Consider the following 12967-nt stretch of genomic DNA (forward strand, 5'->3'; position numbering starts at 1 on the left):
AAGAATCGGAGTTAATGATTCGTGTCGTTTTGTTCGGCACGGAAAACCACATACAGTCAGCCCGATGACGGAGCGGAATGCATTCGATAATCGACGCGACCGCAGACACGGGGATAATGATGCCACAGCCCAATACAGCGCGCGAACCGTCGATGGACGAGATCCTCGCCTCCATCCGCAAGATCATCGAGAGCAACGAACCAGGCATTCCAGGTTTCCCGGCCAATGATCTCGGACACGCCCCGCAGGACACCTATCACGGAGACTCCGTCTACGATGACGCCGAGATCGAACTGACGATAGACGAGGATGTTCTGACTGCGGAATTTGCAGCGGACCTGCACAAGGCGGACGCGGCACCCGAGCGGGTAGAAGCGCAGCCTGCGCCCGTAAGGCCCGCCGCGTCCCTGTCGCCACCTTTGTCGCTGGCAGACGTTGCCGCCCGTGTCCGCGCGGCATCCGAGCGCAACGCGACACCCTTGCGGGACGAGGAAACGGCCGCCTACCGTCCTGCATTCGTTCAGCCGGAAGCAGTGCAGCCCGAACCGATGCAACAGGAACCGGTGCAGCAGGCCGATACGGCGACTGCGGCGCTCACCACCGAATTGCCTCATGCGAACGAGGCTGAACAGATCGCTCCAGCGCCCGGACAAAACGCGACATATCTTGCTGCGGAAAGCGCGCAAGAGTCGTCTCCGGAACGGGAGGTGACGGCTCTGGTGTCGCCGGCGGTGGGGGAACAGGTCGCGCGTTCCTTCGGAGATCTTGCGCTGGCCATCGACAGCAAGCCCCGGCGTTCGTTCGACGAGATCGCCGAGGATATGCTGCGTCCGATGTTGCAGGAATGGCTGGACGATAACCTGCCGACTTTGGTGGAGCGCCTTGTTCGGGAAGAGATTGAGCGCGTCGCCCGCGGCCCGCGGCGCTGATATTTCCAAGGTTCGTTGTCAGGCCGCCAGCACCGCACTGGCGGCTTTTTTGTTGTTATTGTTGACACCAAAGCAGCGTTCCGATTTACAAACCACCAGATCAATTCAGCAAGTTTGGCCCCAGAATGCTTGAAAAAACCTATGATTCCGCTGCTGTCGAGCCTCGCATCGCCCAGAAATGGGACGAAGAGGATGCTTTCCGCGCCGGCGCTGGTGCAAAACCGGGCGCCGAGACCTTCTGCATCGTCATCCCGCCGCCGAACGTTACCGGCTCGCTGCATATGGGGCACGCGCTTAACAACACGCTGCAGGACATCATGGTGCGTTTCGAGCGCATGCGGGGCAAGGACGTGCTGTGGCAGCCTGGCATGGACCATGCCGGCATCGCCACCCAGATGGTCGTCGAGCGCAAGCTGATGGAACAGCAGCTGCATCGCCGCGAGATGGGCCGCGAAGCCTTCATCGACAAGGTCTGGGAATGGAAGGCCGAGTCGGGCGGGCTGATTTTCAATCAGTTGAAGCGGCTCGGTGCCTCCTGCGACTGGTCGCGCGAACGCTTCACCATGGACGAGGGCCTTTCGGAGGCTGTTCTCGAGGTCTTCGTTTCGCTCTACAAGGAAGGTTTGATCTACAAAGACAAGCGCCTCGTCAACTGGGATCCGAAGCTTCTGACGGCGATTTCGGATATGGAGGTCGAACAGATCGAAATGGCCGGGAGCCTCTGGCACCTGCGCTATCCGCTGGAACCGGGCGTCACTTACGAACATCCGATTGCCTTCGATGCGGAGGGCAAAGCGACCGAATGGGAAACGCGCGACTATCTGGTCGTTGCCACCACCCGGCCGGAAACCATGCTCGGCGATACCGGTGTTGCCGTACATCCGGACGACGAGCGCTATACGGCGATCGTCGGAAAACATGTGATCCTCCCGCTGATCGGCCGCCGTATCCCGATTGTTGCCGACGAATATCCTGATCCGACAGCCGGCACCGGTGCCGTCAAGATGACACCCGCGCATGATTTCAACGATTTCGACGTCGGCCGGCGCCGGCATTTGCGAATGGTGAATATCCTGACGGTCGATGGTCATCTGACGCTTGCCGGCAACGAAGACTTTCTGGAGGGCCTGCCGGCAACCGACGAACTGGAAACCATCGTTTCGGCGCTCGACAATGTCGAGCGGTTTGCGGCCCGCAAGGCGATCGTCGCGATGTTCGAAGAGCGTGGTCTTCTCGACAGGATCGAGCCGCACAAGCACACCGTGCCGCATGGCGACCGGGGTGGGGTTCCGATCGAGCCCCGGCTGACGGAACAATGGTGGGTGGACAACAAGACGCTGGCGAAGCCGGCATTGCAGTCCGTTCGCGAAGGACGCACGCGTTTCGTTCCGAAGAACTGGGAAAAGACGTATTTCGAGTGGCTGGAAAACATCGAGCCATGGTGCATTTCGCGCCAGCTCTGGTGGGGTCACCAGATCCCCGCATGGTATGGTCCGGACGGTCAGGTCTTCGTCGAGAAAACCGAGGAAGAGGCGCTGCATGCCGCGATCCAGCATTATCTGGCTCATGAAGGCCCGATGAAGGCCTATGTGGAGGATCTTCTCGAGAATTTCCGCCCCGGCGAAATCCTGACGCGCGATGAGGACGTGCTCGACACATGGTTTTCGTCTGCTCTCTGGCCGTTCTCGACGCTCGGCTGGCCGGACAAGACGGCGGAGCTTGCGCGATACTATCCCACCAATGTGCTGGTGACCGGCTTCGACATCATCCCGTTCTGGGTGGTCCGGATGATGCAGATGGGCCTGCATTTCATGAAGGACAACAAGGGCAACCCGGTTGAGCCTTTCCACACGATCTACATCCACGCCCTGGTCCGCGACAAGAACGGCGCGAAGATGTCGAAGTCGAAAGGCAATGTCATCGATCCGCTGGACCTGATCGACGAATACGGCGCCGATGCCCTGCGCTTCACGCTGGCGATCATGGCGGCCCAGGGGCGCGATGTGAAGCTCGATCCCGCCCGCATCGCCGGTTATCGGAATTTTGGCACCAAACTCTGGAACGCGACGCGGTTTGCCGGAATGAACGGCGTAAACGGCGCGCCCGATTTTATTCCGGAAACAGTCTCGCTGACAGTCAATCGCTGGATTCTGACCGAACTGTCCCGCACCATTCGCGATGTGACGGGAGCTATCGAGAGCTACCGCTTCAACGAAGCCGCAGGCAGCCTCTACCGGTTCGTCTGGAACCAGTTCTGCGACTGGTATCTCGAACTGCTCAAGCCGGTCTTCAGCGGCGCGGATGAGGCCGCCAAGGCGGAATCTCAGGCCTGCGTCGCCCATGTTCTCGACGAGACCTATAAGCTGCTTCACCCGTTCATGCCCTTCATGACGGAAGAGCTTTGGGCGCACACGGCAGGCGACGCAAAGGCGAGGGACGGATTGTTGTGCCATGCTGAATGGCCGGTATCGTCCTATGCCGACGACCTCGCCGCGGAAGAGACCAACTGGCTTATCGAACTCGTCACCGGTATCCGCTCGGTTCGTGCGGAGATGAATGTGCCGCCGGCTGCCATCGCACCGCTGGTCGTCGTCGGAGCCAGCGATCTCACGCGCGAGCGTCTTGAGCGTCATGCCGCTGCCATCCGCCGCCTTGCCCGTGTCGATGCCATTGACATGTCCTCGGTTGCGCCGAAGGGGAGTGCCCAGATCGTCGTTGGCGAGGCGACCATCTGCCTGCCGCTCGGCAGTCTGATCGATCTCGCGGCAGAGAAAATGCGTGTTGAAAAGGCGCTGGCCAAGACCGATCAGGCGCGCGAGCGCATCCTCGGCAAGCTCTCCAACGAGAAATTCGTCGCTAACGCCCGGCCTGATATTGTCGAGGCGGAGCGGGAACGGCTTGCAGAACTCGACGGCCAGAAAGCCTCTCTCATCGTGGCGCTTGCGCGTGTGTCGGAAGCCGGCTGAGAGAAAATAGTCCCTTGGTTCCGAATCGAAACGCGGCCTCCAGCCGCTTTTCGATTGCCATGACGTCGCCGGAAAAAATCGTTTGCGTTGCGTTGCCAGCAGAAATGCGACTTACGGCACGCTTCTGCAAATGGTTGAGTAAAAACTGGCATTGTTGTGGCGAAGATACAGGTTCTCGTTTCGAAGCTAATTTTTTCTAAAAAAGACGGAAATATGTTTAAACTTAAGAAAAAATTACCAGAATTGTCGAAAAATTAGACGAATATGATATTCTTACGTAAATTTTTTGTGATCCCAGGTTTGGCATCGCTGGACTTGGCTATTTGCCATTAACCCTTCGCTATCGATAATCGCCAAGGATGTTGGTGCTTGCGCCAACGCCACTGCATTTTGGGGAGGACTGAATGGCTCACAAGAAAATCAAAACTGCGCTAACGGCGGCGCTGGCCGCTTTGCTCGGCACGACAACGGCGCATGCAGGCGGTCTCGAGCGCGGCGGTTATAATATCGATCTGCTTTTTGATCCGTCTGACTATGCTGCGGAAGCGGCAGCGACTTACGTCAATCCCCAGCGCGAACTCAAGAATGTTCGCGATACGGATACGACAACCCTCTATCCGCCGCCGGGTACGCCTGGCTATGTGCCGGGTGCCGGTGGGGGGGATTTGAACAATCGCGCCAGCAACGCTGATGATTCCGAGGGCTACTGGGTGCCACGCGTCGGTATCAAGGCCGGTATCGGCGATAGCGTCGATTGTATGGCTGACTATTCACAGCCTTGGGGTGCTCATCTGAAGCCTGGCTTAAACTGGGCCGGCGCCAACAGCAATATCGAGACCAAGGTCGAAAGCGACAATTACGCTGCCACCTGTTCCTATAAATGGGATGCAGGTCGGGGGCAGTTGCGGTTGATCGGCGGTGCATTCTACCAGGAAGTCAGCGGGTTCAAGGAAAGACTGGTTCAGGACTTTACCCAGCCGGTTCCATTTCCGCTCTCTGGTATCGGGCGGCTCGATCTGGAAGGCACGGGTTGGGGCTGGCGGACAGGCGTCGCCTACGAGATCCCGGAATATGCCCTGCGAGCAAGCCTCGTCTACAATAGCGCGGTCGATCTTGACGATCTTGCGGGTACTATCGACCTGCGCGATGTGCGTGGTCCGGCACCGGTCAACTACTACGATGTGACAGGCTTTGCTTCGATGCCGGATTCGCTCGAGTTGAAAGTGCAGAGCGGTATCGCGCCGGACTGGCTTGCTTTCGGCTCCGTCAAATGGACGGACTGGAGCCAGCTCCAGGTCTTGAACTTCTGCCCATCGGGTGGCGGTACTATGGCCCAGCCCTGCACCAGTCTTGATCTGGTCTACCGAGATGGTTGGACGGTTTCGGGTGGTATTGGTCATAAATTCAATGATCAGTGGAGTGGCGCGGTGAGCGTGACATGGGATCGCGGCACCAGCCAGGGATACGGTACCCAGACGGACACATGGACCGTCGGCACCGGCGTATCCTATACGCCGACGGAAAGTGTCGAGTTTCGGCTGGCCGGTGCCATCGGCCTGCTGACCGGCGGCAGTTCCGGTGAAGTGACTTACGATGGCGAAACGGTCGGAGACGATGTTTCCTACGATTTCGGAGACGATCTGGTCACGGCGATCTCTACATCCGTGCGGGTCAAGTTCTGATCTGTTCGCATAAACCACATGACGGCCCGGTGCATGCATCGGGCCGTTTTCCATTCGAAATGACCGCATCGGATCTCTTTTCAGCAATGAAATTTGTGACGATTCAGCAACAGATATTTTCTATGCTTTGGTGGAGAGGGATGAGGGGCAATCATGTCTATTTCCCGCCACAAACTGGGAGCACCGATCTTCTTGACAAACCTGCAAAGAAGTTCTGACCGTGCGGCGTTTGAGGTGAAATGAGTTCTCGCGTTTTCGAAAAAATCAGGGTTTCCGGCACTTTACAACGGTTTTACAGCAGCGGCTCGCTGCTTGAGGCTTCATGTCATGCAGGTATCCTGAGGTCGGCCGGGGCGGGCCGTACTCTTGCCGGAAACGCGCTTTACGCTTGGTCTGGAAGTCGATGAGAGACAACCTTGGGGCATTTGCCTTACCCTGTTGTTCTTCGGCGATGACGGCTCGATCGTTATGGACTGGTTTCGACCGGCTTTTGGGGTTGAACGGAAGATATAGACTATCATGCTGATACGTGGTTACCGGTCGTCGATATTCGTTGCGTTGAGTGTTGTGCTTGCACTGGCGGCGCAGGGGCAAGATGCCCGTGCTTTCGACCCCAATGCCGGCGTCAACAAGGAATCGGGGCCTTTTGCCCTCTTCAAATTCGGGTTCTCCGCATACAAGGACGGCCGCAAGGATGAGGCTGTCGAGGCCTATCGCTATGCTGCCGAAAAGGGTCATACCGGTTCCCGCTGGGCGCTCGCCAATATGTACGCCTATGGCGATGGCGTGGCTGAGAATGATCTGGAAGCCTTCAAGATCTATAGCGACATTGCCGAGAAGGGTGTCGAGCCCGGCTCGGAAGATACCGGCTATTTCGTCAATGCCTTGATTTCGCTTGCCGGCTACTATCGCCGGGGCATTCCGGGAAGCCCGGTGAAAAGCGATTTGAGCCAGGCACGCCAGCTCTATTTTCAGGCTGCTTCGACCTTTGGTGTCGCCGAGGCGCAGTTCCAGCTAGCGAAGATGCTGCTGTCAGGCGATGGCGGTAGCGTCAACGTCCAGCAGGCCAAGAAATGGCTCAACCGGGCCCGCAAGAACGGTCACGCCGGCGCTATGGGCGTCTTCGGCAATGTCATCTTTCAGGAGGGGCAAAGCGCCCGTGGCCTTGCCTATATGACCGCCGCTCTGGACCAGTGTTCGCCAAAAGATCGTCCCTGGTTGCAATCACTGCAGGAGCAGGCCTTCTCGATAGCGAATGAGGAGGATCGCCGCACGGCTGTCGCCATGGCGAGCAATATCCACCTCGACAGCGACGACTGAACCTTACCAGGACACTCTCTGCAATCAGACCGGAAAGGCGAACTCTGCCGCCACCGGCACGTGATCCGACGGCTTTTCCCATGCCCGGACGTGTTTTTCGATTGATGTCGAGACAAGCCGGTCCGATGCCTCTGGCGACAGCATCAGATGGTCGATGCGAATGCCGAAATTTTTAGGCCAGCACCCTCCCTGATAGTCCCAGAACGTATAGAGCGGTGCCGCATCCGAGCTTGCCCGAACGGCATCCGTGAAGCCGAGGTTTTCAAGACGCCGGAACGCCTGTCGCGATTGCGGCTGATACAGCGCATCGTTCTGCCAGACTTTTACATCCCAGCAGTCGTACGGCTCGGAAATGATATTATAGTCTCCGGCAAGGATCAGCGGCTCCTCAAGGGCAAGGCGGCTTTGGGCGAAGGCGTTGAGGCGCTCCATCCAGGAAAGCTTGTAGGGAAATTTGCCGGTTTCGACCGGGTTTCCATTCGGGAGATAGATCGAGCAGACGCGGATTGCTCCGCCCTTGATCGAGAAAACGGCTTCCATGAAGCGCGACTGCTCGTCCGTATCGTCGCCGGGCAGGCCGCGATTGACCTCGTCCGGTTTGATCTTCGACAGGATGGCGACGCCGTTGAAGCCTTTTTGGCCATGCGTCTCCACCGTATAGCCAAGCGATTCGATCTCCGCGCGGGGAAAGCCTTCGTCCACGGTCTTGATTTCCTGCAGGCAGACGATGTCGGGTTGGGACTCGCGAAGCCAGGCGGTCAGGACATCGATGCGAGCTCTGACGCCATTAATGTTCCAGGTGACGATTTTCATGGAGCATGCGCCTTTCTGCCCATCTCATTGCGGTTCAATCGGTTTGTACCTCGCATGGATTTTTTTGACAAACCCGACATGTTCAACGAATTGCTTCGGACCGGTTGCCCGCTATAGTCCGGCTCATGTTCGAAATTTTCAGCAACTACTGGCCCCATGTTCTCGCTGTCCTTTCGGTGGTGCTCGGCGTTCCCGCTGCCGTTCATGCCGCCATGACAAAACAGGAGGTCCGCTCCGCTCTTGGCTGGGTCGGTATCATCCTGTTGTCGCCGGTGCTTGGCGCGATGCTGTATGCCGTGGCTGGCATCAACCGCATCAGGCGGTCTTCGATCGAGCAGCAGCGCTCGCAGTTCCGGGATCGGCGACCGGATGATCTTGCCAAATACGACGTTTCCGCTGCCTCGGTCGCGGGCCAGTTCGGCCAGCGTTTTGCCGGAATGAAATTGCTGGGCGACCGGGTCAGCCGGCACCGGATCTGCAGCGGCAACACGGCGGCAATGCTCACAGGCGGCGATAGGGCCTATGCCGCCATGCTGCAGGAGATCGCGGACGCCCGTCGCTCCATTCTTCTCGAGAGCTATATTTTCGATCGTGATCCGATCGGCCTGCGCTTCGCCGATGCCCTGATCGCTGCCGTCAAACGCGGCGTGCAGGTCAGGGTCCTGATTGACGCCGTCGGCGCCCGCTATTCCGTGCCGAGCATTGTCGGCTATCTGACGGAGGGCGGCGTCACCGTCAGGGTGTTCAACGGCAACATCATCATGGGCCTGCGGCTGCCTTACGCCAATCTGCGCACGCACCGAAAGATTCTGGTCATCGACGGTGCGGTTGGCTTTACAGGCGGGATGAACATCAGAGCGGGCTTCACCTTCGAATTTGCAGGCGAAACCCAGGCGCATGACACGCATTTCCGTGTCACCGGACCGGTGGTCGCCGATCTGTTTCAGGTGGCCGCGGAGGATTGGCGGTTCACGACACGAGAAATGCTTGATGGAGACGCGTGGCGCATCACACCCGCCTTAACGGATTCCAAACCACGACAACCACTCATGCTCATGCGCGCCGTGCCGTCCGGTCCTGACCGGGCCAACGAATCCAATCATAAAATGCTGATGGGCGCATTCTCGGTCGCAAGACGCAGCATTCGCATCATGTCTCCCTATTTCCTGCCGGACCGGGAGTTGATCAGCGCGCTGGTGACCGCTTCCCTGCGGGGAGTCGAGGTTGATATCATTGTGCCGGCGGTCAACAATCTTCTGCTGGTCGATCGCGCCATGACCTCACAGTTCGACCAGGTCTTGAAAGGCGGCTGCCGCATCTGGCGTGCCGACGGTCCTTTCAATCACTCAAAGCTGATGACCATCGACAACAGATGGTCTTATGTCGGCTCGTCCAATCTGGATCCACGGTCGCTCAGGCTTAATTTCGAGATTGATCTCGAGATTCTCGATACTTCTTTTGCCGCCGCCATTGGCGAGACGATTAAGGAGGTGGTCAGAGGCGCATCGCCGGTAACGCTTGAGGAACTCCAGTCGAAGCCCTTTCTGAAACGGCTGGTGAACCGGATTTTCTGGCTCGGCTCACCCTATCTGTAAACCGCGCCAAACGTCGATCAGATGGAAAAACTCGTGCCACATCCGCAACTTGCGACGGCATTCGGATTCTTTATCTGAAAAGACTGGCCAAGCAGGTTATCGACGAAGTCGATCTCCGAACCGCTCATATAGACGAGAGAAAGGCTGTCGATCAGCACTTTCGCCTCGCCCTTTTCCAGAACCAGATCATCCGCTTCGGAATTGTCGACAAGGTCGAACTTGTATGAAAAACCGGAACATCCGCCGCCTTCGACGGAGACCCTCATTGCCGTCTTTTCGAGATCCGACTTTAAAATTGCGCCGATGCGTTTCGCCGCGGAGTCCGAGAGCGTCACGGTGTCTGTCGTCATTTCTACCTCCTGCCGGGGTCAAGAACCGGAGAGATTCGCGATTGAGATCAAGCTAATGGTGGAAGGATCTTCCGACATGCCATAAGCTTGTATGGGTAAGGCATTGAATTTCTTGCGATGAACAAAGTCCGCCACTCAGTGCTTTCCTGCCTTGCGCACTATAGGTATGAAGGCGCTGAGACCGCGTCAATGGGATGCAGGGTGGGAAATGACATTGGACAGACATGCTCTTGGTTTCGGCGCCGGTGAACGGGCGATTTTTGCCTCCGATCCCTGGGCAAGCAGGGGGCGCCTCTACCCGGAGACCGGCAGCCCGACGCGGTCGGATTTTCAGCGCGACCGGGACCGCATCGTCCACACGACGGCGTTCCGCCGTCTGAAGCACAAGACCCAGGTTTTCATTGCCGCGGATGGCGACCACTATCGCACCCGGCTGACCCATACGATCGAGGTGGCGCAGATCGCCCGTGCGCTGGCGCGGGCGCTGCGGTTGGACGAGGATTTGGCGGAGGGCGTCGCCCTCGTGCATGATTTCGGCCATACGCCATTCGGCCATACGGGCGAGGATGCGCTTCACGAAATGTTGGAGCCCTATGGCGGCTTCGATCACAATGCGCAGTCCCTGCGCATCGTTACCAAACTGGAGCGGCGCTACGCCGAGTTCGATGGCCTGAACCTGACCTGGGAAAGCCTGGAAGGCCTCGTAAAGCACAACGGGCCGCTGATCGATGCCGAGGGGCAGGGAATTCGGGGACCCGTGCCTCAGCCTATCCTCGACTATTGTGCGCTTCACGATCTGGAACTGGCGACCTTCGCCAGCCTTGAGGCGCAGGTGGCGGCAATTGCCGATGATATCGCCTATAATACCCATGATATAGATGATGGTCTGCGGTCGGGCTATCTGACCTTCGACATGCTGGAAGACATTCCGTTCCTCGCCGGATTGATGCGCGAAGTTGGTGATCGATATCCGGGTCTTGAGCCCAGCCGCTTCACGCATGAGATCATGCGGCGCCAGATCACAGCCATGGTCGAGGACGTGATTACGGTGGCGCAGGATCACCTGAAGACGTTGCGTCCGCAATGTGCCGCGGATATTCGCAACGCCGCACGGGTGACGGTGACGTTCTCCGACTCAATGTCGATGACCGACCGGCAGATCAAGAACATGCTGATGACGCGCATTTACCGGCACCCCGATGTCATGCGCGTGCGGGCGAACGCGGCCAGGATCCTCACGGACCTCTATCAGGCCTATATGGCGGATCCGAAGCAGATGCAGAAACATTACTGGATCGATCAGATTGCCGGCATGTCAGAACCGGTGAAAGCCCGCCACGTCGGCGATTACCTGGCCGGGATGACGGACACCTATGCGGTTACGGTCCACAAGCGTTTGTTTGACCAGACTCCGGAATTGCGATAGTCACCGCCCCGGTTGACAGCGGACGACTTCACGCGCGACCGACAACGACGCGATCTCGCGCCTTTGGCTGCAGAGCGGATGGATGACATGAATCTTTTCAATGACTTCGATATAAGAATTAAAAATGTTTTGGAATCTATTGATATAATTCGTGAAAAACGATCTGAAATCGATTTTTCCCGCGTATCGGTAGAATCACCGCGCGACCCCAGTCACGGCGATGTCGCGACCAATGCGGCCATGGTCCTTTCCAAGCCGCTCGGTGTCAACCCGCGCGCGCTTGCCGAACTGATCGTGACGAAATTGAAAGAGGATCCCGAAGTCATTGACGTCTCCGTCGCCGGTCCCGGTTTCATCAATGTCAAGCTTTCCATCGCATACTGGCAGAAGCTGCTGGCGGTGGTCATCGCCGACGGAATAAACTACGGCAGGAGCGCTGTCGGCGCCGGTCGCAAGGTGAACGTCGAATACGTTTCGGCCAATCCGACCGGTCCCATGCATGTAGGCCATTGCCGCGGCGCCGTGGTTGGCGACACCCTGGCCAATCTGCTGAAATTTGCCGGTTACGACGTCATCAAGGAATATTACATCAACGATGCCGGCTCCCAGATCGACACGCTGGCCCGGTCCGCATTCCTGCGGTACCGCGAGGCGCTCGGCGAAAAGATCGGCGAGATTCCATCCGGTCTTTATCCCGGCGATTATCTCGTCCCGGTCGGCGAGGCGCTTGTTGCCGAATTCGGCAGCAGCTTGCGGATCATGCCGGAAAGCAAATGGATGTCCCTGGTCAAGGACCGCACCATCGATGCGATGATGGTAATGATCCGCGAGGATCTTGCGGCCCTCAATGTCCACCACGACGTGTTTTTCTCGGAGCGCACGCTGCACGCCGATGGAGCCGCGCGCATCCGCAATGCCATCAACGATCTCACCTACAAAGGCCATGTTTACAAAGGAGCCCTGCCGCCGCCGAAGGGACAGGTTCCGGAGGACTGGGAAGACCGGGAGCAGACTTTGTTCCGCTCGACCGAGGTCGGAGACGATATCGACCGTCCCCTGATCAAATCCGATGGGTCCTATACATACTTTGCCGCCGACGTTGCCTATTTCAAGGACAAGTTCGACCGCGGCTTCGATGAAATGATCTATGTGCTCGGCGCGGACCACGGCGGTTATGTAAAACGCCTGGAAGCTCTGGCGCGGGCCGTCTCAGGCGGCACGGCCAAGCTGACGGTTTTGCTGTGCCAGTTGGTCAAGCTCTACCGCGATGGCGAACCGGTGAAAATGTCGAAACGCTCCGGCGATTTCGTCACGCTTCGCGATGTGGTCGAGGAAGTCGGCCGTGATTCGGTGCGCTTCATGATGATCTATCGCAAGAGCTCCGAGCCGCTCGATTTCGATTTTGCCAAGGTGACGGAGCAGTCGAAGGACAATCCGGTCTTCTACGTCCAATATGCCCATGCGCGTTGCATGTCGGTTTTCCGGCAAGCTGCGGAGGCATTTCCAGGCGTCGATTTCGAAACGATCGACCTTGCGGGCGCCATTGCCGGGAATATCGTCGATTCGAACGAGATCCAGCTTGTCGCCAAGCTTGCAGAATATCCGCGGGTGATAGAAGCTGCAGCACTGTCGCAGGAGCCGCACAGGATCGCGTTTTACCTCTACGATCTTGCCGGCGCCTTCCACGGACACTGGAATAAAGGTAAAGAGTCTCCCGAATTACGTTTTGTTAACGATAAAAATAGAGAATTGACCATCGCCAGACTTGGGCTGGTGCGTGCCGTCGCCTCCGTTTTGAAATCGGGCCTGTCTATTACAGGCACCGCTGCTCCGGACGAGATGCGATAGTCACGTCACCATTTCCCCACAAAGCACTGGCAGGAACC

At 57.9% G+C, this 12967-nt stretch carries 9 protein-coding genes; 7 read left to right on the plus strand and 2 right to left on the minus strand.

The genetic code is table 11. The features are described from left to right. Positions 1-119: 119 nt before the first annotated feature. The 4 genes from PY308_RS10815 (at position 120) to exoR (ending at position 6897) form a co-directional block, all read left to right on the plus strand. Positions 120-929 (plus strand): PopZ family protein, encoded by an 810-nt coding sequence (locus PY308_RS10815; protein ID WP_275782323.1) that lies wholly within the window; start codon positions 120-122, stop codon positions 927-929. A 125-nt stretch (positions 930-1054) separates the two neighbouring features. Then, positions 1055-3895 (plus strand): valine--tRNA ligase, encoded by a 2841-nt coding sequence (locus PY308_RS10820; protein ID WP_275782324.1) that lies wholly within the window; start codon positions 1055-1057, stop codon positions 3893-3895. 404 nt (positions 3896-4299) lie between these two features. After that, a complete protein-coding gene (locus PY308_RS10825; protein ID WP_275782325.1) occupies positions 4300-5577 on the plus strand; it encodes an OmpP1/FadL family transporter in 1278 nt (425 codons plus the stop codon). Positions 5578-6096: 519 nt separating this feature from the next. Continuing rightward, positions 6097-6897, plus strand: a complete 801-nt coding sequence (exoR, locus tag PY308_RS10830; RefSeq protein WP_275782327.1) for an exopolysaccharide production regulator ExoR — start codon at positions 6097-6099, stop codon at positions 6895-6897. Between the two features lie 24 nt (positions 6898-6921). Here the strand turns inward: exoR and xth are convergent, their stop codons facing one another. Next, positions 6922-7710, minus strand: coding sequence for an exodeoxyribonuclease III (gene xth / locus PY308_RS10835; protein WP_275782328.1), 789 nt, complete (start codon positions 7708-7710; stop codon positions 6922-6924). A gap of 125 nt (positions 7711-7835) precedes the next feature. Between xth and PY308_RS10840 the strand changes: the two genes are divergently transcribed. Then, the gene (locus PY308_RS10840) at positions 7836-9305 is read left to right on the plus strand and encodes a phospholipase D-like domain-containing protein (protein ID WP_275782329.1); all 1470 of its coding nucleotides are present in this window, start codon (positions 7836-7838) and stop codon (positions 9303-9305) included. 17 nt (positions 9306-9322) lie between these two features. Here PY308_RS10840 and erpA read toward each other — a convergent pair whose 3' ends face one another. Further along, positions 9323-9655 carry an iron-sulfur cluster insertion protein ErpA gene (erpA, locus tag PY308_RS10845; protein WP_275782330.1) on the minus strand — a complete coding sequence of 111 codons (333 nt, stop codon included), beginning with the start codon at positions 9653-9655 and terminating at the stop codon, positions 9323-9325. Positions 9656-9863: 208 nt separating this feature from the next. Here erpA and PY308_RS10850 point away from each other — a divergent pair, with 208 nt between their 5' ends. Next, positions 9864-11081 carry a deoxyguanosinetriphosphate triphosphohydrolase gene (locus tag PY308_RS10850; RefSeq protein ID WP_275782331.1) on the plus strand — a complete coding sequence of 406 codons (1218 nt, stop codon included), beginning with the start codon at positions 9864-9866 and terminating at the stop codon, positions 11079-11081. Between the two features lie 87 nt (positions 11082-11168). Continuing rightward, entirely contained in the window at positions 11169-12929 is a 1761-nt protein-coding gene (argS, locus tag PY308_RS10855; protein ID WP_275782332.1) for an arginine--tRNA ligase, read from the plus strand. Positions 12930-12967: the final 38 nt, after the last annotated feature.

The organism is Pararhizobium gei, assembly GCF_029223885.1.
GTDB lineage: Bacteria > Pseudomonadota > Alphaproteobacteria > Rhizobiales > Rhizobiaceae > Pararhizobium > Pararhizobium gei.